The sequence below is a fragment of the Pseudomonas sp. SDO5271_S396 genome (assembly GCF_054071795.1).
In genome coordinates, this window is sequence record NZ_JBSVWB010000068.1 from 1 (window position 1) to 24903 (window position 24903).

The 24903-nt window shown below is 61.5% G+C and carries 23 protein-coding genes; 12 read left to right on the plus strand and 11 right to left on the minus strand.

The genetic code is table 11. The features are described 5' to 3' along the window. On the plus strand, positions 1 to 194 hold a 194-nt coding region (locus ACW9IN_RS27905), incomplete at its 5' end, for a hypothetical protein (protein ID WP_457368890.1). Positions 195 to 517: 323 nt separating this feature from the next. On the opposite strand, the gene etfB is transcribed toward ACW9IN_RS27905, so the two are convergent. The 6 genes from etfB to ACW9IN_RS27935 all read right to left on the minus strand — a co-directional run bounded on the left by etfB (position 518) and on the right by ACW9IN_RS27935 (position 8321). After that, the gene (etfB, locus tag ACW9IN_RS27910) at positions 518 to 1288 is read right to left on the minus strand and encodes an electron transfer flavoprotein subunit beta (RefSeq protein WP_457368891.1); all 771 of its coding nucleotides are present in this window, start codon (positions 1286 to 1288) and stop codon (positions 518 to 520) included. Between the two features lie 10 nt (positions 1289 to 1298). Further along, complete coding sequence (etfA, locus tag ACW9IN_RS27915; RefSeq protein WP_457368892.1) at positions 1299 to 2519, minus strand: electron transfer flavoprotein subunit alpha; 1221 nt, start codon at positions 2517 to 2519, stop codon at positions 1299 to 1301. Further along, entirely contained in the window at positions 2519 to 4474 is a 1956-nt protein-coding gene (gene dgcB, locus ACW9IN_RS27920) for a dimethylglycine demethylation protein DgcB (protein ID WP_457368893.1), read from the minus strand. The genes etfA and dgcB overlap by 1 nt, the downstream gene beginning before the upstream one ends. 184 nt (positions 4475 to 4658) lie before the next feature. Continuing rightward, entirely contained in the window at positions 4659 to 6719 is a 2061-nt protein-coding gene (dgcA, locus tag ACW9IN_RS27925) for a dimethylglycine demethylation protein DgcA (RefSeq protein WP_457368894.1), read from the minus strand. A 15-nt stretch (positions 6720 to 6734) separates the two neighbouring features. Then, positions 6735 to 7265, minus strand: coding sequence for a DUF5943 domain-containing protein (locus tag ACW9IN_RS27930; protein ID WP_424489540.1), 531 nt, complete (start codon positions 7263 to 7265; stop codon positions 6735 to 6737). A 78-nt stretch (positions 7266 to 7343) separates the two neighbouring features. Next, entirely contained in the window at positions 7344 to 8321 is a 978-nt protein-coding gene (locus ACW9IN_RS27935) for a dipeptidase (protein WP_457368895.1), read from the minus strand. Between the two features lie 218 nt (positions 8322 to 8539). Here ACW9IN_RS27935 and ACW9IN_RS27940 point away from each other — a divergent pair, with 218 nt between their 5' ends. Further along, positions 8540 to 8941: a lysozyme inhibitor LprI family protein gene (locus tag ACW9IN_RS27940; protein WP_457368896.1), complete on the plus strand. Its 402-nt coding sequence runs from the start codon at positions 8540 to 8542 to the stop codon at positions 8939 to 8941. 8 nt (positions 8942 to 8949) lie between these two features. Here ACW9IN_RS27940 and ACW9IN_RS27945 read toward each other — a convergent pair whose 3' ends face one another. Next, positions 8950 to 9912, minus strand: a complete 963-nt coding sequence (locus tag ACW9IN_RS27945; protein WP_457368897.1) for a tyrosinase family protein — start codon at positions 9910 to 9912, stop codon at positions 8950 to 8952. 176 nt (positions 9913 to 10088) lie between these two features. On the opposite strand from ACW9IN_RS27945, the gene ACW9IN_RS27950 reads away from it, so the two are divergent. Then, on the plus strand, positions 10089 to 10505 hold the full coding sequence (locus ACW9IN_RS27950; protein ID WP_457368898.1) for a DUF3010 family protein: 417 nt from the start codon (positions 10089 to 10091) through the stop codon (positions 10503 to 10505). A 125-nt stretch (positions 10506 to 10630) separates the two neighbouring features. Here the strand turns inward: ACW9IN_RS27950 and ACW9IN_RS27955 are convergent, their stop codons facing one another. Together ACW9IN_RS27955 and ACW9IN_RS27960 are read right to left on the minus strand one after the other, a co-directional pair. Further along, a complete protein-coding gene (locus tag ACW9IN_RS27955; RefSeq protein WP_457368899.1) occupies positions 10631 to 11809 on the minus strand; it encodes an AAA family ATPase in 1179 nt (392 codons plus the stop codon). Between the two features lie 68 nt (positions 11810 to 11877). Next, entirely contained in the window at positions 11878 to 12822 is a 945-nt protein-coding gene (locus ACW9IN_RS27960; RefSeq protein WP_457368900.1) for a GlxA family transcriptional regulator, read from the minus strand. 193 nt (positions 12823 to 13015) lie between these two features. Here ACW9IN_RS27960 and ACW9IN_RS27965 point away from each other — a divergent pair, with 193 nt between their 5' ends. The 6 genes from ACW9IN_RS27965 to ACW9IN_RS27990 all read left to right on the plus strand — a co-directional run bounded on the left by ACW9IN_RS27965 (position 13016) and on the right by ACW9IN_RS27990 (position 18280). Beyond that, positions 13016 to 13960: a choline ABC transporter substrate-binding protein gene (locus ACW9IN_RS27965; RefSeq protein ID WP_457368901.1), complete on the plus strand. Its 945-nt coding sequence runs from the start codon at positions 13016 to 13018 to the stop codon at positions 13958 to 13960. Between the two features lie 74 nt (positions 13961 to 14034). Beyond that, positions 14035 to 14922, plus strand: coding sequence for a 3-keto-5-aminohexanoate cleavage protein (locus ACW9IN_RS27970; RefSeq protein WP_457368902.1), 888 nt, complete (start codon positions 14035 to 14037; stop codon positions 14920 to 14922). Positions 14923 to 14964: 42 nt separating this feature from the next. Beyond that, on the plus strand, positions 14965 to 15930 hold the full coding sequence (locus ACW9IN_RS27975) for an L-carnitine dehydrogenase (protein ID WP_457368903.1): 966 nt from the start codon (positions 14965 to 14967) through the stop codon (positions 15928 to 15930). A 74-nt stretch (positions 15931 to 16004) separates the two neighbouring features. Continuing rightward, positions 16005 to 16481, plus strand: coding sequence for a thioesterase family protein (locus ACW9IN_RS27980; RefSeq protein WP_457368904.1), 477 nt, complete (start codon positions 16005 to 16007; stop codon positions 16479 to 16481). 15 nt (positions 16482 to 16496) lie between these two features. After that, positions 16497 to 17657, plus strand: coding sequence for a gamma-butyrobetaine dioxygenase (locus ACW9IN_RS27985; RefSeq protein WP_457368905.1), 1161 nt, complete (start codon positions 16497 to 16499; stop codon positions 17655 to 17657). A 359-nt stretch (positions 17658 to 18016) separates the two neighbouring features. Continuing rightward, entirely contained in the window at positions 18017 to 18280 is a 264-nt protein-coding gene (locus ACW9IN_RS27990; protein ID WP_457368906.1) for a hypothetical protein, read from the plus strand. Between the two features lie 110 nt (positions 18281 to 18390). On the opposite strand, the gene gbdR is transcribed toward ACW9IN_RS27990, so the two are convergent. Both gbdR and ACW9IN_RS28000 read right to left on the minus strand, forming a co-directional pair. Beyond that, complete coding sequence (gene gbdR / locus ACW9IN_RS27995) at positions 18391 to 19494, minus strand: choline metabolism transcriptional regulator GbdR (RefSeq protein ID WP_065938176.1); 1104 nt, start codon at positions 19492 to 19494, stop codon at positions 18391 to 18393. 508 nt (positions 19495 to 20002) lie between these two features. Then, a complete protein-coding gene (locus ACW9IN_RS28000; protein ID WP_457368907.1) occupies positions 20003 to 21379 on the minus strand; it encodes an L-serine ammonia-lyase in 1377 nt (458 codons plus the stop codon). Positions 21380 to 21784: 405 nt separating this feature from the next. Here ACW9IN_RS28000 and ACW9IN_RS28005 point away from each other — a divergent pair, with 405 nt between their 5' ends. The 3 genes from ACW9IN_RS28005 to choV all read left to right on the plus strand — a co-directional run bounded on the left by ACW9IN_RS28005 (position 21785) and on the right by choV (position 24819). Continuing rightward, positions 21785 to 22732: a choline ABC transporter substrate-binding protein gene (locus tag ACW9IN_RS28005; protein ID WP_457368908.1), complete on the plus strand. Its 948-nt coding sequence runs from the start codon at positions 21785 to 21787 to the stop codon at positions 22730 to 22732. Between the two features lie 66 nt (positions 22733 to 22798). After that, positions 22799 to 23644: a choline ABC transporter permease subunit gene (choW, locus tag ACW9IN_RS28010; RefSeq protein ID WP_457368909.1), complete on the plus strand. Its 846-nt coding sequence runs from the start codon at positions 22799 to 22801 to the stop codon at positions 23642 to 23644. Next, a complete protein-coding gene (choV, locus tag ACW9IN_RS28015; RefSeq protein WP_457368910.1) occupies positions 23641 to 24819 on the plus strand; it encodes a choline ABC transporter ATP-binding protein in 1179 nt (392 codons plus the stop codon). The genes choW and choV overlap by 4 nt, the downstream gene beginning before the upstream one ends. Positions 24820 to 24903: the final 84 nt, after the last annotated feature.

The window sequence follows — 24903 nt, forward strand, 5'->3', positions numbered from 1 at the left end:
ATTCACTGCCGTCATCGCAGGCAAGCCAGCTCCCACATTTTTATCTCCACGTTGCTCAAAATCTGATCAATCCTCCTACAGCCCTGAAGCAGCAAGCCCTCCAGCCGTTACCCAACAACTTACCCACAGACCCACCCACAGCAATTGTGGACAACGCTTGCAGCGCTGTGGAAAAGCGCATCGAACCTTCATAAACCGGGCCATTCAGGGTTTTTATCGGCTAAAAACCAGGAATTGATCGTTTTTTGAACGACTCGCCGAAAGCCCCGATTAATAAGGGCTACAGCTGATAGCGAACATCTTATCCACAGAAGCGCCAACAGACTTTGGGGGCAAGTCTGTGTGCAGAAAGGGTTCGAGCGGTGGAAAAACCCCAGGAAAAACCGCGAGTTAACCTGGTCGTTTTTCGTACAGAGGGCTGCAGGGCTTGATTCTGCGGGGGTGTGGACAGGCGCGAACAGGTTATCCACAGATGGGTCAACAGGGATTGTGGGTAAACCGCAATCCCTGATCGGGTTCAGCGAACGACGCCCTCTTCAACCAACAACTTGAGGATGGCTTCGGCGCCCGCTTCGGGCGTCAGCCCCTTGAGCACCTGCCCGCCGCCGCCACTGGCCTTGGCCGTCGCGGCCTTCATACGGTCCGCGCCACTCTTGGCCTTGATCACCTTGAGGCGCTTGGGCCGAGGCTTGGCCGGTTGCAGCACTGCGCCTGTGAATAACTCGTCTTCTTCAACTTCCACCTCATGGGCTGCCAGCTCGCCACGTTGCGCAGGGCCGTAGGCACTTTGCCGAGGCTTGGGCGCGGCGTTATCCACCGTGGCCAGGAAGGGCAAGCGCACCTTCAAGCGGCGGCGCTGGCCACGGGGCAAGGCCTGCAGCACATGAGCCACGCCGCCGTCGATGGACTCGACCTGGGCCAGCCCGACAATCAACGGCCAACCCAATTGTTCGGCCAGCAGGAACGGCAGCATGCCCGAACCTTCGCCGGTTTCCGCCTGGCTACCGGTCAGGACCACCTGGGCCCCGGCTTCGCGCAGGTAGTCGCTGAGCACCGGCAAGGCATCGCTGCCCACCGGTTGCTCCAGCACATGCAACTGCGGCAAGCCCATGCCCAGGTAGCTGCGCAGAGTCGGTTCGCCGATGTCGCCGGCATGCAGCACGTGCAACTTATCCCCAGCCAATTGCAGCCCCAGCTCGACAGCGCGCGCGTCCTGTTCGGCACGGCGCGGGCGCCCGGAGGTGGGATGGGCGCCGATGGACACCAGGCTGATTACATTCGTGGTCATGGCCATATCCTCAAGCCGCATCGCGCTTGGCGCCGTTGCGGTAAGCCTCGACCGCAACGATCAAGGCTTGCAGAATTGCGGCGCTTTCGCCGATCACCGACAGGTCGGCACGCTTGATCATGTCGCAACCCGGGTCGAGGTTGATCGCCACCACCTTGTCGCAGGCACCAATGCCTTGCAGGTGCTGGATCGCCCCGGAAATCCCCACGGCCACATACACCCGCGCCGTAACCCAGGTGCCGCTGGCACCCACCTGACGGTCACGGGCCATGAAGCCGTCGTCCACCGCCACCCGCGACGCGCCTTCGGTGGCGCCCAGGGCAGCGGCGGTCTGGTGGAACAACGCCCAGTCCTTCACGCCGTTGCCGCCAGAGAAAATGAACTCCGCCTCGGCCATGGGAATGGCCGCCGGGTCTACCGCCACCGCACCCAAGTCCTCGATACGCGGCAGGCTGCGCGCCAGAGCTGTGGATAACTCAACCGGCAACACTTCGTGGCGGGTCTCGCTGACGGGCTCGGCACATTCCACGGCAGCCAGAATCAGGCGCGGCAATGGGCGGGCCAAATCCTCCTGGCCCGCACCGGCGCGGCCGATGCACTCTTCGCCCTTGATCTGCCAGACGCGTGTGGCCGGGCGTTCCTTGAGGCTGGCGGCAAAGCGCCGACCCAGCTCGCCGCCACCGCTGCGACTGTCCGGCAGCAGCCAGTGACGGGGATTGAATTGGTTATCCACAGCTCGCAGGCCTTGAACCCGTTGTTCCGGTGAATAACCGTCGAATTCGCGCCCATCCAGCACCAGCAGACGGTCCGCACCGGCGGTGTCGAAAGCACTTTCCTTGTGCTCACCGAACACAACCGCCAGCACCGCGCCGTCGCTGCCGGCGAGTTGCCGGGCAAGGCCGAGCACGTCGCGGTCGTGGCTGCTCAAGCGGCCACCGACCATATCCGGCACCACGTTGATGTAGAACGCCGGCGCCGCCACCTGATGCAACGGCAACTGCACCTCCACTGCCGCCGTGCGCTTGGCAGCGCCGCCCTGTTGGGCGCCACTGCGGTCGATCCGCTTGATGCCATTGGGGCCGATGAAACCGACGCCATGCAGGTTCTTGCGGATGACGCCATTGGGGCCCATCCAACTGTGTTGTACCGGCTGCATGGCCGCGTGCAGCGGGTGCAGACGGTTGCGGGCGATCCACTCAGCGCGTGGGTCGCGGCGGATAATGTCGCTCATCAGTGCACCTCCGCAGACGTTTGTTGGACAGGGCGTTTGATCGGGGCTTTGGCCGGTGCGGCGTCTTCGAGCAACGCATCGGCTACCAGTTCGGCGATGTCCTTGATCAGTGGACGCGGTTCAACCACACCCTCAAGCATCGCCGTGCACTGTGGACAACCCACGGCCACCAGCTCGGCGCCGGTCTCGCGGATGTCTTCCATGCGCATGTCGGGGATCCGCTGCTTGCCGGGAATGTCGGTGATCGGCGCCCCGCCGCCACCGCCGCAGCAGCGGGAACGGAAGCCCGAACGTTGCATCTCCTTGACCTCGATGCCCAGTGCCCGCAGTACTTGGCGCGGTGCCTCGTACTCGCCGTTGTAGCGGCCCAGGTAACACGGGTCGTGATAAGTCACGCTGTTGCCCTTGTGCTGGCCCAGGTTCAGCGCACCCTCGCCGATCAACTCGGCCATGAACGTGCTGTGGTGCTGCACCAGGTAATTGCCGTTGAAGGCGCCGTACTCGTTTTTCAGCACATGGAAACTGTGGGGGTCGCAAGTGACGATGCGCTTGAAGCTGTATTTGGCCAGGGTCTGGATATTGCGCGAGGCCAGCAGTTGGAAGGTGGCTTCATCGCCCAGGCGACGGGCCACGTCACCGCTGTCGCGCTCTTCCAGGCCCAGCACGGCGAAGTCGACGCCGGCGGCTTTCAGCACTTTGACGAACGCGCGCAAGGTGCGTTGGTTGCGCATATCGAAGGCGCCGTCACCGACCCAGAACAGCACGTCGGTGCTGCCTTTGTCGCTGAGCAGCGGCAGGTTCAGGTCCGCCGCCCAGTTCAGGCGACCACCCGGAGCGAAACCGCCGGGGTTGTCGGTGGCGATCAGGTTTTCCAGGACTTCAGCGCCTTTGTTCGGAGTGGCGCCCTTTTCCAGGGTGAGGTGGCGGCGCATGTCGACGATCGCGTCCACGTGTTCGATCATCATCGGGCACTCTTCCACGCAGGCGCGGCAGGTGGTGCAGGACCACAAGGTCTCGGCGTCCACCAGGCCGTTGACGATCGGTTGATGCGGGTTGCCGCTGTGCTCGCCAATGGCTTTGCCAGGATAAGGGCTGCCGGCGAACTTGGCGTCGGTGCCACCGGCCAGGCCGACCACCATGTCCTGGATGAGTTTTTTCGGGTTCAGCGGCTGGCCGGCGGCAAACGCCGGGCACGCGGCCTCGCATTTGCCGCACTGCACGCAGGCGTCGAAACCGAGCAGTTGGTTCCAGGTGAAATCCTTGGGTTTTTCCACACCCAGGGGCGCAGCCTTATCGCTGAGGTCCAACGGCTTCAAGCCCGTGGAACGACCACCGCCAAAACGCTCGGCGCGGCGGTGCCAGGCCAGGTGCAGGGCGCCGGCGAAGGCATGCTTCATCGGGCCGCCCCAGGTCATGCCGAAGAACATCTCGCTCACGCCCCACAGCACGCCCACGCTCAGTAGCGCTGCCAGCAGCCAGCCGCCGAAGTCTGCCGGCAGAATCCCGGCCACCGGCAAGGTCACCAGGAAGAAGCTCACCGAAAACGCCATGAGGCTTTTCGGCAGGCGCATCCACGGGCCTTTGGACAGACGCGACGGCGGGTTGCGCCGACGCAGGTACACAAACGTGGCACCAACGAACATCAGCACCGACGCCAGCAATAGCGCGTAGCCGAGGATGCGGCTTTGCAGGCCGAAACCGTGCACCAGAATCGCCAACAACGCCGACAGCACAAAACCCAGCGCCGTGGCGACGTGGGTATTGGCGATGTATTTGTCGCGGGCGACCACATGGTGCAGGTCGACCATGTAGCGCTTGGGCATGGCCAGCAGGCCGCCCAGCAAATCGACTTTGGACGCACGCCCACGGCGCCACATGTTCACCCGGCGCAGGGCGCCGAGGACGGCGAGGCCCAGGGCGGCGAATAGCAGGATGGGAAGAAGGGTGTTCAGCATGGTGAAGCTCCCAAAGACCACGCAGGTCTTGCATGGGAACCGGATCAATGTGGGAGCTGGCTTGCCTGCGATGGCATCGCCTCGGTTTCACTCAAGACCGAGTCGCCTGCATCGCGGGCAAGCCCGGCTCCCACATTGATCAGCTCCCACATTTAAATCGAGTACACCGTGGTTCGGTGGTTTCCTAGAAATCCTTGCACAAGCGCAGGGCGTCATAGATCGCAGCGTGGGTATTGCGCTGCGCCACACAGTCACCGATGCGGAACAGCAAGTACCCGTCTCCCGACTCGCTCAGGCACGGTTGCGGCTGGATCGCAAACAGCGCTTCGACGTCGATCTGGCCTTTATTGCGCGAGCCTTCCTTGAGCGCGTAGTAGATGGCTTCGTCCGGACGCACGCCGTTCTCGACCACCACCTGGTCCACCACCCGTTCCTCTTTGGCGCCGGTGTATTCGTTCTCCAGCACGGCCACCAGCTTGTCACCTTCGCGGTAGACCTTTTCCAGCATCATGTCGCCGGTCATGATCACTTCCTTGGGGTACATGCTGCGGTAGTAGGTCGGGAACGACGTACCGCCGATGGCCACGCCCGGCTTGATGTCGTCGGTGACGATCTCGACCTGGCTGCCTTTGTCCGCAAGGAAATCCGCCACCGACATGCCGGTGAATTCACAGATGGTGTCGTACACCAGCACGTTCTTGCCCGGCGCGACCTTGCCGTCGAGCACGTCCCAGCTGCTGACCACCAGCCCCTCGGCGGCGCCCCAGTGTTCGTTCTGCTCCACGTTTGGAGTGCCGCCCACTGCCAGCACCACCACGTCCGGACGCAAGTCCAGGATGGTATCGGCATCGGCGGCCACACCCAGGCGCAGGTCGACTTTCAGACGCGCCAGCTCCAGCTGGAACCAGCGGGTGATGCCGGCGATCTGGTCACGCTGCGGGGCCTTGGATGCCGTGGTGATCTGCCCGCCGATAAATTCTTTCTTCTCGAACAGGGTCACGTCGTGGCCACGTTCGGCAGCCACCCGTGCGGCTTCCATCCCGGCAGGGCCGGCACCGACCACCACGACTTTGCGCTTGGGCCCGGTGGATTTCTCGATGATGTGCGGCACGCCCATGTATTCACGGGAAGTCGCGGCGTTCTGGATGCACAGCACATCCAGGCCCTGGTACTGGCGGTCGATGCAATAGTTGGCGCCGACGCACTGCTTGATCTGGTCCACCTGGCCCATCTTGATCTTGGTGATCAGGTGCGGGTCGGCGATGTGCGCACGGGTCATGCCGACCATGTCCACATAGCCGCCTTCCAGAATGCGCGTGGCCTGGTTGGGGTCCTTGATGTTCTGCGCGTGCAGCACCGGGACCTTGACCACTTCCTTGATACCGGCCGCCAGGTGCAGGAACGGCTCCGGTGGGTAACTCATATTCGGGATCACGTTGGCCAGGGTGTTGTGGGTGTCGCAACCCGAGCCCACCACGCCGATGAAATCGAGCATACCGGTGTCGTCGTAGTACTTGGCGATCTGCTTCATGTCCTCGTGGGAGAGGCCGTCCGGGTGGAACTCGTCACCACAGATACGCATGCCCACACAGAAGTCGTCACCGACTTCGGCGCGCACGGCTTTCAACACTTCCAGGCCGAACTTCATGCGGCCTTCGAAGCTGCCGCCCCATTCGTCGGTACGCTTGTTGACGCGCGGGCTCCAGAACTGGTCGATCATGTGCTGGTGCACCGCCGACAGTTCCACGCCGTCCAGGCCACCGGCCTTGGCGCGCTTGGCGGCGCTGGCGTAGTTGCCGATCACACGCCAGATTTCTTCCGGCTCGATGGTTTTGCAGGTCGCACGGTGCACCGGCTCACGCACGCCGGACGGCGACATCAGCGTCGGCCAGTTGAAGCCGTCCCACCGCGAGCGACGGCCCATGTGAGTAATCTGGATCATGATCTTGGCGCCATGCTTGTGCATGGCGTCGGCCAGGTTCTGGAAATGCGGGATGATGCGGTCGGTGGACAGGTTCACCGAGCTCCACCACTCCTGCGGGCTGTCGATGGCGACCACCGAGGAACCGCCGCAGATCGCCAGGCCGATACCGCCCTTGGCTTTCTCTTCGTAATACTTCACATAGCGGTCGGTGGTCATCCCGCCGTCGGTGGCATACACCTCGGCGTGGGCGGTACTGAGCACGCGGTTGCGGATGGTCAGCTTGCCGATCTGGATCGGCTGGAACATTGCTTCGAAAGCCATGGCACGGTCCTCGGCTTACAACGGCTTGACGGTGAACAGGCCGTCATCGTGGCCCTCTTCGGAGCCTCCGTAGACTTGCTCTGCGACGGTGCGGACCTGGCTGCCGCGGGCTTGCAGAATCTGGTCCATGGCGCCGGCAAACCAGCCGGTGAACATGTAGTCGACCTTGCGCCCGACCTTGCCGTACACGTAGACGAACGCCGAATGTTCCAGCTTGACGCTGGCGGTGCCTTTGTCGAGGTCGATGTCCTGGATCTTGAACAGGCCCCAGCCGCGTTGCGACAGACGCTTCATGTAATGCTCGAACACCGCGACGCCTTCCAGGCCATGGCATTCGGCTTCTTTTTCGCACCAGTGCCAGGCGGACTTGTAGCCGGCCTTGTAGAGGATTTCGGCATAGGCCTCGGCGCCCAGCACTTCTTCGATACCCATGTGGTTGTTGACGAAGAAATGGCGCGGCACGTACAGCATCGGCAGGGCGTCGGAGGTCCAGACACCGGTTTCGCTGTCGACTTCGATAGGCAATTGCGGGGCGATCTTGGCCATGGAAACTTAACTCCGGAAAATTCGTTTGGATGCCCGCTGCGCGAAGGGCAGCGGGTTAAGGATTAGGAGAGCGGTGGCTTATTCGCCCCAAACATCTTTTAAAACGTTCACCCAGTTTTCGCCCATGATCTTGCGCACCACGCGCTCGCTGTGACCGCGCTTGAGCAGGGTCTCGGTGAGGTTGGGGAACTCGCCCACGGTGCGGATGCCCAGCGGGTTGATGATCTTGCCGAAGTTGGTCAGGCGGCGGGCGTAGCCCTTGTCGTGGGTCAGCATTTCGAAGAAATCCTGGCCGTGGCCCTGGGTGAAGTCAGTGCCGATGCCGATGGCGTCTTCGCCCACGATGTTCATGGTGTATTCGATGGCTTCGGCGTAGTCGTCGATGGTCGAATCGATGCCCTTGGCCAGGAACGGCGCGAACATGGTCACGCCGACAAACCCGCCGTGGTCGGCGATGAACTTGAGTTCTTCATCGGACTTGTTGCGCGGGTGCTCTTTAAGCCCGGACGGCAGGCAGTGGGAGTAGCACACCGGTTTTTTCGATTCGAGGATGACTTCTTCGCTGGTTTTGGAGCCGACATGGGACAGGTCGCACATGATGCCGACACGGTTCATTTCGCCGACGATCTCGCGACCAAAACCCGACAGGCCGCCGTCGCGCTCGTAGCAGCCGGTACCCACCAGATTCTGGGTGTTGTAGCACATCTGCACCACACCGACGCCGAGCTGCTTGAAGATCTCGACGTAACCGAGCTGGTCTTCGAAGGCATGGGCGTTCTGGAAGCCGAAGATGATGCCGGTCTTGCCCAGTTCCTTGGCGCGACGGATATCGGCGGTGGTTTTCACCGGGATCACCAGGTCGCTGTTCTCACGGATCAGGGTCTGGCTGGCCACGATGTTATTGATAGTGGCCTGGAAGCCTTCCCACACCGACACCGTGCAGTTGGCGGCGGTCAGGCCCCCTTTGCGCATGTCCTCGAACAGGTCGCGGTTCCACTTGGCAATAATCAGCCCGTCGATAACGATGCTGTCGGCGTGCAATTCGGCTGGGCTCATCAGGCGTCCCCTTATTGGCGATTCATGCGCCGAATCGTCTGCCGGCGCTTTGGGGCCAGCATATGCCCAGGGGCCGACAGAGCCGGGTGCAAAAACGACAGGGGAATTGCCGAAAGCGTCAATCCACGACAAAGGCTGCTATGACACGTCTGACTGGCGGCTGTTATTTGTCTTACGCTTGGGCCAGAATTCCGCATCACCTGATATGAGACGGCGCAATGAAATCGATTTTCCTGGCTTTGGCACTCATCGCAACCACCGCACACGCGGCTGAAGACACCGACAACACGCCGTGCGATGGCATCGAAAACGACAAGCAAACCCTGGAATGCGCCACCTACAACAAAACCACCGCCGAACAACTGCTGAAAGACAACTATCAGGGCCTGCTCGAGCGCATGGCGTCGACTTATGGCCGTGACAAGACCAAGCTGGCGGACATTACCGCTCGTCTGAAGGATGCCCAGCAGAAGTGGGAAAAATTGCGCGACGCCGATTGCGCCGTCGACACCTTCCCTGCCGTGAGCGGCACCAAGGCCTATGCCATCGAGCAAAACGATTGCCTGGCGCGGATGAGCGACGAGCGGTCGGAGTTTTTGGAGTCGATCGGGCAGGAATAAGCTGCGAGTTACACCATGAAGGGCGGTTTGAACGGGCTGCACGCCACGTTCGGGCTGGGGGCGTAGCGATAGCCCAGCGCGTCTATTTCCAGGACATCACGGATACGCCCTTTCCAGGGCGTGATCACGTCGTCGAAGTTATGCCCGGGCGGGCCGTTCACCATCGGGCAGTAATGCGGCGCCAGGGCCGGTCGGTCCAGCAGGTTTTGCGCCTGCCAGTCCGCCCAGATCTTGTCGATGAAACAGTGGTGCAGGAAAAAGACCGGGTCCTGTGGCGCAGCCATTGTCGACAGATTGCCACCGACCCACAGGTGCACCCGGTTGTGCAGCTGCACACCGGGCGTCGTGACCCGCGGGTCGCCACGTTGGGTCACCCAGCCTTCCAGTCGGTTGCGAAACCCTCTATTGAACGGGCTTGCGGTGTAATTCGGCTCGTCGTAGAGGCTTTCGCCCAAGGCCATCTGCACGTCATCCAGGGTCGGCAGTGAGCTGATCCACTGGCCGAACCGACGCTTGAGCCCCGTGCCTGGCAAACCGTGATCGGGACGGGCCGGTACCGGCCAATGTCCCCAGCGCTCGGCAAATGCGCCGTCCTGCACGCGCCATTGATCTTCGGGATCGCCATTGGCGCCCAGGAAATCTTCGCGCCAGAGCGGGGAGTCGATGGGATTCGACGCGTCGAGGGTCCAGTCCCAGTAAGGCAACGCAACGTCCGGATTGATCCTTTGAAGGGCCTCTTCGAACTGTCGCAACAGCTCCCGGTGCCACGGCAGGAAGGCCGGGCCCTTATGGGCAGCGCTGCGGTAATGCGGGTCGTAGGGCTCGTGCAGATGAATGGCGGGCAACAGGGCCGCTTGGTACCAATGAACGTATTTGTCGTAACCGCCGGTGCGCTTGAGGGTCAGCAGCGCGTCGATGAAATCCTGCCGCTCGATCGCGCTCAACGTGCGGATTTCCTTGCGGATGTTCATGGCGCAATTCCTTTTGCAGAAAGGCCGTCGAACCCATTGATAGCCCGTTATGCCAATCTAAGGTCGGCCTCAACCAGGGTCTACTGTCAGAAATAACAGGTTGGCCGCCTGATCCGACCAGCGGTCACACCGAAGCCTGCTACCCTTTGCTCCCCTCACCTATTCAAGGCATCTCCATGACCCTCTGCGGCATCGAAATCAAAGGCAGCGAAGCCATCATCGCTGTCGCTTCCCTGGAAAACGGGGCGCTGGCCCATGTCGCCCTGGCCACCAAGAAAATCGCCCTGGAAGATGACGATGAAGCGGCCAACGTCAAAGCCTTCGCCGCACAGGTGAACGCATTCGTGCGAGAAAACGCCATCACGCGCATCGCCATCAAGAAACGCAGCAAGAAAGGCGAATTTGCCGGTGGCCCGACGACGTTCAAGATTGAGGGGGTGTTTCAGTTGCTGGCCGGTGTGGAGGTGACGCTGCTGTCGCCGCAGACCATCAATGCGCAGAACAAGAAGCACGATTTTGCCCTGCCGGCCACGCTGAACAAGTACCAGCATGAAGCCTACAAAGCGGCCTGTTCGGCCCTGCTGAAAAAATAAACCACGCCACCTATCCACTGTGGGAGCTGGCTTGCCTGCGATAGCGGTACATCAGTCGACATCTATCGCGCTGACCCACCGCCATCGCAGGCAAGCCAGCTCCCACATTTGATTTGAGTCGCCCCTTAGTCAGGTGTACGGCGCTTGTGCTTCAGCCAATCTCCAAACGTCTTGTCCTCCAGGGCATACCCGCCCCGGCTCGACTTCCACACCAGCTCCTTATCCCGCAGGGCATCAATGCAAGCCTGAATCGTCTGGGTGCCCGGCACTACATCGCTGCCCATCTCTTCCAACGCCTTGCTGACCGCCGCGAGGGTGCTGTCGGTGAACGGTGCAAAGGGTTCGCCGCTCTGGGAACGCTCAACCATCACTTCCAGCACGGCACGTTGGGGAACGGTGAGATTGTTCCAGGCGCTTTCAAATTCGGTCCACACGCCCGCGCGCAGCAACTCAGCACGGCTGTGCAGCAGTTGACCCAAGTTGCTCGCCTCTCCCAGTTCCAGCGCCACCTCACCGATGAGGGTGCGCAGCATTTCCGGACGGCGACCCACCCGTTCGAAGGCTTCATCGATATCCGCCGCATTGAATTGATTGGTCTTGGCCAGGTGCGCGTTGAGGTGTGCGGTGTAGGCCTGTGTGAATTCTTTACCCAGCAGCGGAAACGGCGTGATGCTGGACCCGAAAAACGGCTGGCTTTTACCCAACACCAAATGGGCCAGCTTGTCGCGGTTGGAACCGGTGAACACCAGATACAACCCGCTGCCCTCTTCGTCACGCCCTTGGTTAAGCTGATCCCGGGCGGCCTTCAGCGCGAACATTGCATTGATGCCTGAATCGCTGGTCAGCGCGTGCTGCGCTTCGTCAATCACCAGCACCACGGTTTTTTCCGCAGCGTGGTGCAACAGCTCCAAGGCCTGGGTCAGCGTCGCCCCGACGGGTAATTGTGGCTTGGTAAAGTCCCAGGACAGGGTCCGCAGAAAACTCAGCTTCTCGATGCCAATGTTCTTGGCCAGTTTGCGAATGCCTTTCTCGTAGGGCACCAACGCAGCGGCAATGGCGTTGGCGATCAACTCCGCAGGGTCGGCTTCCTTATCGGCCCACAGATCGACATACACCGTCAGCCAGCCCCGCAACTGGCACTCCGGGATCAGGTCTTCACGCAAAAAAGTACTCTTGCCCGTGCGGCGCGGCGCAGCAAGAAACAGGCCGGAAGTGAAATCCTGAATACCGGCCCCCATCAAACCATCGGCAATGCTGCTCGCCAGAGCCGGCCGACGAAACACAAAGCCGCTGTTTCTGGACATGGTTTTATACTCAATTATGGAAAGGACTATAAATTATAGTCGAGAGTATAATTAACTATAATCGCCGATCAAACCACCTCCCGTCGCCGGTCCTCCCTCGGACATTTCGCAAACCGCGCCCTGTAACTGCGGGTGAAATACGACGGCGACTCGAACCCGCACGCAATACTCACCTCCAGCACGCTCATGTCGCTCTGACGCAAGAGCTGCCGGGCTTTTTCCAGGCGCAGGCCGAGGTAGAAGTTGCTGGGGGTGTCGTTCAAATGCAGACGGAACAGGCGCTCCAGTTGGCGGCGCGTCACTTTGATCGCCTCGGCCAGGGCCAGGGTGCTCAAGGGCGGTTCGGTGTGCTGCTCCATCTCACCGATCACCTGCACCAACTTCTTGTTGTTGATGCCATAGCGTGTGGCGATCTGCATGCGCTGGTGGTCTTTGCGCGGGCGGATGCGGCCGAGCACAAACTGTTCGGACACCTGGATCGCCAGTTCCGGGCCATGGGCCTGGGCGATCAGGTCGAGCATCAGGTCGATGGAGGCCGTCCCGCCGGCGCAGGTAATGCGGCGGCGGTCGATCTCGAACAGTTCCTGAGTCACGGCGAGGTGCGGATAGGACTCCTTGAACGCGTCGATGGCTTCCCAGTGCAGGGTCAGGCGGTGACCGTCCAGCAAGCCCGCTTCGGCGAGCACGCAGGCGCCGGTGTCGATTGCGCCCAGGGTCACGCCGTCGTGATCAAGGCGGCGCAGCCAGTGTTCCAGGGCGGGTGTGGCGAACTGCAACGGTTCGAAGCCTGCCACCACTAACAACGTCGAGCCCTTTTTCAGCGGCTCCAGCGCAGCGTCGGCATTGACCGACATGCCATTGCTCGCCAGCACCGCGCCGCCGTCGGCACTCAACACATGCCAGCGGTACAGCTCGCCACGAAAGCGGTTGGCCACCCGCAGCGGTTCCAGCGCAGAGATAAAGCCGATGGCCGAGAAACCCGGCATCAGCAAAAAGTAGAAATCCTGGGACATGGTGGCGCTCTCGTAGGACGGGCAGCGTGGCACTGTGATACTCCCGTTCTCGGGTGGATTCAAGGGGGCAGGTCGCTGCAGTGCAAGAGCTGGTCGCCGCCGTGCGTTTTGTCGCCACCAAGCTTGCGTAACTTGGCCTCACGGCGCACAAAGACGCCGGACCCCACAATAACGACCTGCCGAGGGATCCACCATGAACCGACTGATCAGCCGCTGCGTGCTTGCACTCAGCGCCAGCGCCATCTTGAGCACCAACGTACTGGCCGCCGACGCGGCGTCCTGCCAGAACGTGCGCATGGGCGTGGTGAACTGGACCGACGTAATCGCCACCAGCGCCATGACCCAAGTACTGCTCGACGGCCTCGGCTACAAGACCAAACAAACCAGCGCTTCCCAGCAAATCATCTTCGCCGGCATCCGCGACCAGCGCCTGGACTTGTTCCTCGGCTACTGGAACCCGCTGATGACCCAGACCATCACGCCGTTCGTCGACGCCAAGCAAGTCAAGGTCCTCGACAAGCCAAGCCTGGAAGACGCCCGTGCCACCCTCGCCGTGCCGACTTACCTGGCGGACAAGGGTTTGAAGACCTTCGCTGACATCGCCAAGTTCGAAAAAGAGCTGGGCGGCAAGATCTACGGCATCGAACCGGGCTCGGGCGCCAACACCCAGATCAAGGCGATGATCGCCAAGAACCAGTTCGGCCTGGGCAAGTTCCAGCTGGTGGAGTCCAGCGAAGCCGGCATGCTCGCCGCCGTCGACCGCGCCGTGCGTCGCAAGGAGGCCGTGGTGTTCTTCGGCTGGGCGCCGCACCCGATGAACGTCAACGTCGCCATGACGTACCTCTCCGGCAGTGACGATGCGCTGGGCCCGAACGAAGGCATGGCCACGGTATGGAGCGTTACCGCGCCGAACTATGCCGAACAGTGCCCCAACGTGCACAAACTGCTGACCAACCTCACCTTCACTGCCGCTGACGAGAGCCGGATGATGCAGCCTTTGCTGGACCACAAGGATGCCATCGAGTCCGCCAAGCAGTGGCTCAAGGATCACCCGCAAGACCAGGCGCGCTGGCTGGAAGGTGTGACCACTTTCGACGGCAAGCCCGCCGCAGCCAACCTGCAATTGACCAGCAAATAACCTGATTCGAACCACCGTTTCGCAGCCGCTCCTGGCTGCGAACGGCACCACCACGCCTGTAAGGAACCTGCCTCATGAACCACGACGTCATCATCACCTGCGCACTCACCGGTGCTGGCGACACCACCGCCAAAAGCCCGCACGTACCGGTCACCCCCAAGCAAATCGCCGCCGCTGCCGTGGAAGCCGCCAAGGCCGGTGCCACCGTCGTGCATTGCCATGTACGCAACCCCGAGACCGGTAAATTCAGCCGCGACGTGGCGCTGTACCGCGAGGTGATGGAGCGCATTCGCGAGGCCGACGTGGACATCATCGTCAACCTCACCGCCGGCATGGGCGGCGACCTGGAAATCGGCGGCGGCGAGAACCCGATGGAGTTCGGCCCCAACACCGACCTGGTCGGCCCGCTGACGCGCCTGGCCCATGTGGAAGCGCTGCTGCCGGAAATCTGCACGCTGGACTGCGGCACCCTGAACTTCGGCGACGGCGACACCATTTACGTCTCCACCCCGGCGCAACTGCGCGCGGGCGCCAAACGCATTCAAGAGCTGGGCGTGAAGGCCGAGCTGGAAATCTTCGACACCGGCCACCTGTGGTTCGCCAAGCAGATGATGAAGGAAGGCCTGCTCGACAACCCACTGTTCCAACTGTGCCTGGGCATCCCATGGGGCGCGCCCGCCGACACCACCACCATGAAAGCCATGGTCGACAACCTGCCTGCCGATGCGGTGTGGGCCGGTTTCGGTATCGGTCGCATGCAAATGCCGATGGCGGCGCAAGCGGTGCTGCTGGGCGGCAACGTGCGGGTGGGCCTGGAAGACAACTTGTGGCTGGACAAAGGCGTGCTCGCCACCAACGGCCAACTGGTGGAACGCGCCAGTGAAATCCTCAGCCGCCTGGGCGCGCGGGTCATGACCCCGGCCGAAGGCCGCGTGAAGATGGGCCTGACCAAGCGCGGCTGATACCTGTCACAACAGAATTTGCGAAAACTTTAGGAATTTGCCATGAGCTTTATCACAGAAATCAAAACCTTCGCCGCCCTCGGCAGCGGTGTCATCGGCAGCGGCTGGGTGTCCCGTGCCCTGGCCCACGGCCTGGACGTGGTCGCCTGGGACCCGGCGCCCGGCGCTGAAGCAGCGCTGCGCAAACGCGTCGCCAATGCCTGGGGCGCCCTGGAAAAACAAGGCCTGGCCCCCGGCGCATCACAAGACCGCCTGCGCTTTGTCGCCACCATTGAAGAGTGCGTGAAAGACGCCGACTTCATTCAGGAAAGCGCCCCGGAACGCCTGGAGCTGAAACTGGACCTGCACAGCAAGATCAGCGCAGCGGCCAAGCCGAATGCGTTGATCGGCTCCAGCACCTCGGGCCTGTTGCCGAGCGAGTTCTACGAGGGCTCGACCCATCCGGAACGCTGCGTGGTCGGCCACCCGTTCAACCCGGTTTACTTGCTGCCGCTGGTGGAAGTGGTGGGTGGCAAAAATACCGCGCCGCAAGCGATCCAGGCAGCGATGCAGGTGTATGAATTCCTCGGCATGCGCCCGTTGCATGTGCGCAAGGAAGTGCCGGGGTTCATCGCTGACCGCCTGCTCGAAGCGCTGTGGCGCGAGGCGCTGCACCTGGTCAACGACGGCGTGGCGACCACCGGCGAAATCGACGATGCCATCCGCTTCGGTGCGGGCCTGCGCTGGTCGTTCATGGGCACCTTCCTCACCTACACCCTGGCGGGCGGCGATGCCGGCATGCGCCACTTCATGGCGCAATTCGGCCCGGCCCTGCAGTTGCCGTGGACCTACCTGCCGGCGCCGGAACTGACCGACAAGTTGATCGACGATGTGGTCGACGGCACCAGCGATCAGTTGGGCAAACACAGTATTTCGGCGCTGGAACGCTATCGTGATGATGCACTGCTGGCGGTGCTGGAGGCGGTGAAAACCACCAAGGAAAAACACGGTATGAGCTTCGCCGAATAACCGCTGTTGATTCTCTGTGGGAGCAGGCTTGCCCGCTCCCACAGTTGACCGAGTACATTTTCGGAACCCACACCATGCCTGCATTGACCACTTACACCACCCACATCCAGCCCGACTGGGTGGACTACAACGGCCACCTGCGCGATGCGTTCTACCTGCTGATCTTCAGCTACGCCACCGACGCGCTGATGGACACCCTGGGCCTGGACAGCGAAAACCGCGAAGCCAGCGGCCATTCGCTGTTCACGCTGGAGCTGCACCTCAATTACCTGCACGAGGTGAAGCTGGGCGCCGAAGTCGAAGTGCACACCCAGATCATCGCCTTCGATGCCAAGCGTCTGCACCTCTACCACAGCCTGCATCTGGTCGGTGACGCGAAGGAGCTGGCGGGCAACGAGCAGATGCTGCTGCACGTCGACCTCGCCGGCCCGCAGGCAGCGCCCTTCACCGAGGCCACCCGGGAAAGACTCGCGGCCATCAGCGCAGAACAGGCCGACCTGCCGCGCCCTGCCCTGCTGGGCCGAGTGATTGGACTGCCACCCAAAAAATAAAACCAAGGAGCTACCATGCAAACCGCCGCCGCTGTTGCCGATTTCCGTACTTACCCGAAGATCTGCGACCTCGACGAGGTGCAGGTGCTCGACGATCAGCTTCGTGTGCGCTGGGCCGACGGGCGTATCAGCCCCTTCCATCATCAGTGGCTGCGGGACAACTGCCCGTGTGCACATTGCGTGTACAGCGTGACCCGTGAACAGGTGCTGGAGATCGTCGATGTGGACGAGCCGCTCACCGCGCTCACTGCGCGTATCGAGCAGGGCGACCTGAGTGTGGAATGGCGTGGCGGCCACCACAGCCGGTTCGACCCGGGTTGGTTGCGGGCCCACGCCTACGACGACGAATCCCGCGCCGAGCGCCGCGCGGCGAAACCCACGGCCCAACTGTGGGACAGCCATTTCCAGCTGCCGGTTTTCGATTATGCAACCGTCATGCAAGACCCCGACGGGTTGCTGCAATGGCTACTGGCGTTGCGCGACACAGGCCTGACGCAGATCCGTGGCGTGCCCACCGAGCCTGGCTCCCTGGCACTTATCGCCAAGCACATTTCATTCATCCGCGAGAGCAACTTCGGCGTGCTGTTCAACGTACAGTCCAAGGCCGATGCCGACAGCAACGCCTACACCGCCTTCAACCTGCCCTTGCACACGGACTTGCCCACGCGCGAGCTGCAACCCGGCCTGCAATTTCTGCATTGCCTGGTGAATGACGCCGACGGCGGCGAAAGTATTTTTGTCGACGGTTTTGCCATCGCCCAGGCCCTGCGCACGGAAGACCCCGAGGCGTTCCGTGCACTCTGTGAAATCCCCGTGGAGTTTCGCAATAAAGACCGCCACAGCGACTATCGCCGGCTTGCACCGATCATTGCGCTGGATGCGCTGGGTGACGTGTCGGAGATCCGCATGGCCAACTTTCTGCGCGGGCCGTTCGACGCCAGTGTGGAGCAGATGCCGTTGCTGTATCGCGCGTATCGGCGGTTTATCGCGATGACGCGGGAGGATCGCTTTCGTGTAGTGCAACGCTTGAACCCGGGCGAATTGTGGTGCTTCGACAACCGCCGCACGCTGCATGCGCGCAATGCGTTCGACCCGACATCCGGGGCGCGGCATTTTCAGGGGTGCTATATCGATCGGGATGAATTGCTGTCCAGGATTCTGGTGTTACAACGGTAGACCGCGGTGCGGCTATCGCAGGCAAGCCAGCTCCCACACTTGGAATGCATTTCCCTGTGGGAGCTGGCTTGCCTGCGATGAGGCCGGTAGCAACCCCACAAATCCCGGGCAAAAAAAGCCCCGATCAAGCCGTGACAAGACCGGGGCAGAGCGCTTTGTGTGGGCCATGCATCCTGAGGGTGACCAAACCGTCAAGGGGCGTGCCTGGGTTCAGTGTGCCGGTTACCGCCGTCGGCAAATGGCCCGAAAACGACATGCCCATAGCCATCCGAGCCATCCCGGCATTCGGCCCTTGCCGACCACCCGCAGGCCTACCAGAATCCAGATCAGACCCCGCTCCCCTCACCAGGATAAACGTCATGATGCACGCGGATTTGATTGACCAGGATGACCTGCTGGGCCACCTGCGCTCGCTGGGTTTTGAAGTGTCCAGCGGCGCCACCGCCGAACAGGCTTGCGAGTGCGCGGTACGCGGCTTGAGCGAAGCACGCGCCAAGGCGCTCAAGGGCATGGTGGAACAGATGTACACCGGCCGTGCGACGATTTTGCCGGCGGTAAGGCAGGCGATCGACAAACAGTTGTTGCCGGCGTTGGTGCAGTTCAAGCAGAACTCTGGCGCCTGATAGACCGCTATCGCAGCGGTGCGACGACTCGACAAGCCAGCTCCCACATTTGAATGTATACACAGATCAAAATGTGGGAGCTGGCTTGCCTGCGATGAAGGCAGCTGGATCTAGAGCCGTACGCTCGCAAACGTCGACTCATTGCGCGCCTGGCTCAATGCCGACATCGGTCCCGACAACGGCGACAGCACCAGTGCCTGCGGAATTGGCATCATCGCTACCTGCTGGGTGGTGTTGGAGCCGACGCGCTCGTCACGCGGCGGAATGCCGAAGTATTCGCGGTAGCACTTGGAGAAGTGCGGCGTGGACACGAACCCGCACACCGACGCCACTTCGATGATCGACATCGGCGTTTGCTTGAGCAACTGCCGCGCACGGATCAGGCGCAGCTTGAGGTAGTAGCGCGACGGCGAACAGTGCAGGTATTTCTGGAACAACCGCTCCAGCTGACGCCGGGACACGGCGACGTACACCGCCAGCTCATCCAGGTCGATCGGCTCTTCCAGGTTGGCCTCCATCAACGCGACAATTTCCTGCAACTTCGGCTGGTTGGTGCCGAGCATGTGCTTGAGCGGCACACGCTGGTGGTCCTGCTCGTTGCGGATGCGCTCGTACACGAACATCTCGGAGATGGCGGCCGACAGCTCGCGACCGTGATCGCGGCTGATCAGGTGCAGCATCATGTCCAGCGGCGCGGTACCGCCGGAACTGGTGAAGCGGTTGCGGTCGAGGGTGAACAGGCGGGTGCTCATCGATACGCGCGGGAAGGCTTCCTGCATCGAAGCCAGGCATTCCCAGTGCACGCTGCAATCGAAGCCGTCCAGCAGGCCGGCGCAGGCCAGGGCCCAACTGCCGGTGCACACCGCGCCAAGACGGCGGGACTGGCGCGCCTGGCTTTGCAGCCACGACACGTGCTCGCGGGTAACGGTGCGCTGGATACCCACGCCGCCGCAGACGATCACGGTGTCGAGGGCCGGGGCTTTGTGCATGGAGGCGTCAGGGGTGATTTGCAGACCGTCGCTGGCCCACACCTGGTTTCCGTCGACACTCAGGGTCGTCCAGCGGTACAGCTCGCGACCGGACAACTGGTTGGCCATGCGCAGGGGTTCTACTGCGGACGCCAGGGAAATCAGCGTGAAATTGTCCAGCAGCAGAAAGCCGATGGATTGAGGCGCACGGTTCTGGGGTTGAGCCCCGGAGTTGAACGACGTCATCGCGATATCTCCTCACACAAAGCGGGTGATGGCCTCAGGCGAGGCTCTTGTTATTGCGCTCGTCTGCGACACAGAACGAGGCTTTGAATTGATAGAGCAAATGCCATGCCTAAAATTGAATGGCCGTCCAATAACTCCTAAAAACGACCTGATGACGCGTCTAAACAAGCCCGCGCCGGATGTATGGATATGGTCGAAAATACGCGTAGGAACAAGCCGTCTCAATAGGTGTGAGCAGTTCGGTAGCACTTGTGGGAAGGCGCTTTGCGGGTGAGGGAAAAGTCTGTCACCGCTCGCACAGGGGATGGGTGTTCAGGCGGGGAATCGTTCGCAAGCTACTTATCTGTTTGCGACGCGCTAAAAGGTGGCGTTTTTGGATCCGGGTGTTCACTTTATGAGCAGTGCAGTCTGGACTATTGCTATCGCAGGCAAGCCAGCTCCCACAGTTTGATTTGTGAACACATTCAAATGTGGGAGCTGGCTTGCCTGCGATGCAGTCGACACGGTCTCAGCACTCAACGGCACTCACCGCCAACCCACCCCGCGACGTTTCCTTGTATTTGTCATGCATGTCCGCGCCGGTATCGCGCATGGTACGGATCACCCGGTCCAGGGAGATGAAGTGCTGGCCGTCACCGCGCAAGGCCATTTGCGCGGCGTTGATCGCTTTCACCGCTGCAATCGCGTTGCGCTCGATGCACGGCACTTGCACCAGCCCGCCCACTGGGTCGCAGGTCAGGCCGAGGTTGTGTTCCAGGCCGATTTCCGCCGCGTTGCACAGTTGCTCCGGCGTGGCGCCGAGGACTTCGGCGAGCCCGGCGGCGGCCATGGCGCAGGCTGAGCCTACTTCCCCTTGGCAGCCGACTTCGGCACCGGAGATCGATGCGTTTTTCTTGCACAGAATGCCCACCGCCGCCGCACCGAGCAGGTAGTCGACCACGTTGGCTTCGGTGACGTCTTCGCTGAATTTCATAAAGTAGTGCAGCACCGCCGGGATGATCCCCGCCGCGCCGTTGGTGGGGGCCGTGACCATGCGTCCGCCGGCGGCGTTTTCTTCATTGACCGCCAGAGCGAACAGGTTGACCCACTCCATGGCGCTCAAGGTCGAGCCGATCACATTGGGCTTGTTCAGTTCCTGCAGGCTGCGGTGCAGCTTGGCGGCGCGGCGGCGTACATTCAGGCCGCCGGGCAGGATGCCTTCGTGTTTGAGGCCTTGTTCCACGCAATCCTGCATGGCGTGCCAGAGCTTCATCAGGCCGCTGCGGATTTCTTCTTCGGAGCGCCAGACCTTTTCATTCGCCAGCATCAACTCGGCGACGCGCAGGTTGTGGGTCTTGCACAGGTGCAACAGCTCCACCGCGCTGGAAAAGTCGTAGGGCAGTTCGGTGCGATCCATATCGGCCACGCCGCTTTGCGCCTGGGCTTCGTCCACCACAAAACCACCGCCCACCGAATAGTAGGTGTCGCGGTGCAGTTCACCCTGATCGCCGAACACCACCAGGGTCATGGCGTTGGGGTGGAACGGCAGGTTTTCGTCGAGCAGGCGCATGTCGCGCGCCCAGATAAAAGGTACCGGCAGGCGTCCGTCCAGCAACAAGGTGTCGGTTTCACACAGGGTGTGAATACGCACACCGATCTGCGACGGGTCGATTGCGTCCGGCCACTCGCCCATCAGGCCCATGATGGTCGCCGTGTCGCTGCCATGGCCGATGCCGGTGGCGGACAGAGAGCCATAAAGCTGAACTTCGACGCGCCGCACTTGTTCCAACAGTTCACGTTCACGCAAGCCCTGGACGAACAACGCCGCGGCGCGCATGGGGCCGACGGTGTGAGAACTCGAAGGCCCGATGCCGATCTTGAACAGGTCGAAAACGCTGATAGCCATTGCCGTGGAACTCCTCGATAAGCACGGGCTACCTGCTACGCTGAATTCGCCCGAATGGCGGCATCATCAAGCTTTTGCCGCCCCTCACGGCGTCTCACACCGACGTGACCATGCTCACTAGCGTCGCTTGCGTACGATCACTTGTTTTGGCCGTTTTTAGCGGTGCAGAAGGGTAAAAACAGCAGTTTTACCCTCGGAAAAATCTGTAAGCGACGTCACCGACACTGGATACGACCATCCCTGTACTGGATACGACGCCCCCTGTAGGCGTCAGATTTTCACTGGTACATGATCAGTCACGACTCGTTTGCAAGGCACCGTGCCAGAGCTGTTGTCGCACGCTCCAACCGCAACACTTATAAAGCGCGGCGAATGCCGCCAGAAAAAACACAGGAGTCTAGCCCCATGAAAGGTTCACCCTCGTTGTTGTTGGCCGCCATGCTGAGTCTGCCAGTCCTGGCGCACGCTGCAGAACCGGCACAATGTCAGACCGTCAACTTCTCCGATGTCGGCTGGACCGACATCACCGTCACTACCGCGACCACCAGCGAAATTCTCAAGGGCCTGGGCTACAAGCCGCGCACCACGATGATTTCGGTACCGGTGACCTACAAGTCCCTGGCTGACGGCAAGAACATGGATATCTTCCTCGGCAACTGGATGCCGACCATGGAAAACGACATCAAGCAGTACCGTGATGCCGGCACCGTGGAAACCGTGCGCGCCAACCTGGAGAACGCCAAGTACACCCTGGCGGTCCCGGAAGCGCTGTACGAAAAAGGCCTGAAAGACTTCGCCGATATCGTCAAGTTCAAGGATGAGCTGGGCGGCAAGATCTACGGCATCGAGCCGGGCAACGACGGCAACCGCACCATCCAGACCCTCATCGACAAAGACGCCTTCGGCCTGAAAACCGCAGGCTTCAAAGTGGTCGAGTCCAGCGAAGCCGGGATGCTCTCGCAAGTGGAACGCGCTACCAAACGCGACCAGGCCATCGTGTTCCTCGGCTGGGAACCGCACCCGATGAACACCCGCTTCAAGATGAAGTACCTGACCGGGGGTGACGATTCGTTCGGCCCCAACTACGGCCAGGCCACCATCTACACCAATACCCGCAAGGGCTACACCCAGGAATGCAGCAACGTGGGCCAGTTGCTGAAAAACCTGGTGTTCACCCTGAACATGGAAAGCACCCTGATGGGTAAAGTCCTGGACGATAAACAAAAACCCGACGTTGCCGCCAAGGCCTGGCTCAAAGCCAACCCGCAGGTGCTCGACACCTGGCTGGCCGGTGTCACCACCGTCGACGGCAAACCCGGTCTGGAGGCCGTCAAAGCCTACCTCGCCAAATAACGCTGACCCCGGGACGGTGCGCTGTCCCGGGATGTTTTCCCTCTTCGCATGTGGACATTCACTACCATGCTGACTGAACAGAAAATCCCACTAGGCCAGTACATCGCTGCCTTCGTCGAATGGTTGACCCAACACGGGGCCAGCTATTTCGACGCAATTGCATCGACACTGGAAACGATGATCCACGGTGTGACGTTTGCGCTGACCTGGTTCAATCCGCTGGCATTGATCGGTCTGATTGCGCTGCTGGCTCACTTTATCCAACGTAAATGGGGACTGACTGTTTTTGTCATCGCCTCCTTCCTGCTGATCCTCAACCTCGGGTACTGGCAGGAAACCATGGAGACCCTGGCGCAAGTGCTGTTCGCCACCCTGGTCTGCGTGGTCATCGGTGTGCCGCTGGGCATTGTCGCCGCGCACAAACCGCTGTTCTACACCATGATGCGGCCGGTGCTCGATCTGATGCAGACCGTACCGACCTTCGTCTACCTCATCCCTACCCTGACCCTCTTCGGGCTGGGTGTGGTGCCCGGGCTGATTTCCACGGTGGTGTTCGCGATTGCCGCGCCGATCCGCCTGACCTACCTGGGTATCCGCGATGTACCGCAAGAGTTGATGGACGCCGGCAAGGCCTTTGGCTGCTCGCGCCGTCAGTTGCTCTCGCGCATTGAACTGCCCCACGCCATGCCGAGCATCGCTGCCGGTATTACCCAATGCATCATGCTGTCGTTGTCGATGGTGGTGATCGCGGCCCTGGTGGGCGCCGACGGCCTCGGCAAACCGGTGGTCAACGCGCTCAACACCGCCGACATTGCCCTGGGCTTTGAAGCCGGCCTGGCAATCGTATTGCTGGCCATCATGCTCGACCGCATCTGCAAACAACCCGACGCCAAAGTAGGGGGTGATGCATGAGCATTATCCGATTCGACAATGTCGACGTGATCTTCTCCAAAGACCCGCGCGAAGCGCTCAAGCTGCTGGACCAGGGCATGAGCCGTAACGAGATCCTGAAAAAGACCGGGCAGATCGTCGGCGTTGAAAAAGCCAGCCTGGACATCGAGAAAGGCGAAATCTGCGTGCTGATGGGCCTGTCGGGCTCCGGCAAGTCGAGCCTCTTGCGTTGCATCAACGGCCTCAACACGGTGAGTCGCGGCCACTTGTTCGTGGAGCACGAAGGTCGCCAGATCGACATCGCCTCCTGCACCGATGCGGAGCTCAAGATGATGCGCACCAAGCGCATCGCCATGGTGTTCCAGAAGTTCGCCCTGATGCCCTGGCTGACCGTGCGTGAAAACATCAGCTTCGGCCTGGAAATGCAGGGCCGTCCCGAAAAGGATCGGCGCAAGCTGGTGGATGAAAAACTCGAGCTGGTGGGCCTGACCCAATGGCGCAACAAGAAGCCGGATGAGCTCTCCGGCGGCATGCAGCAGCGCGTCGGCCTGGCCCGTGCGCTGGCAATGGACGCCGATATCCTGCTGATGGACGAACCCTTCTCCGCCCTCGACCCATTGATTCGCCAGGGCCTGCAGGACGAACTGCTGGAACTGCAACGCAAGCTGAGCAAGACCATTGTGTTCGTGAGCCACGACCTCGACGAGGCGCTGAAACTCGGCAGCCGCATCGCGATCATGAAAGACGGCAAGATCATCCAGTACAGCGTGCCGGAAGAGATCGTGCTGAACCCTGCGGATGACTATGTGCGCACCTTCGTCGCCCATACCAACCCGCTGAACGTGTTGTGCGGGCGCAGCCTGATGCGCACCCTGGACAACTGCAAGCGCGTGAATGGTTCGGTGTGCCTGGACCCGGGCGGCGACTCGTGGCTGGACCTGGCCGAAGGCAACACCATCCAGGGCGCCCGCCAGAATGGCGCGGTGATGAACCTGCAGAACTGGGCGCCGGGGCAACCCGTGGAAGGCCTGGGCCGTGTGCCGACCCTGGTGGACTCGAACATCGGCATGCGCGACGCGTTGCAGATCCGCTACCAGACCGGCAACAAGCTGGTGCTGCACGACAACAATCAGGTGGTGGGGATTTTGGGAGACAGCGAGCTGTACCACGCCCTGCTGGGCAAGAACCTGGGCTAAGGGAAGTACATAACCCCGCCTGAAGAAACTGGGTCAATGTGGGAGCTGGCTTGCCTGCGATAGCTGTAGTGAATTCACCAAAGC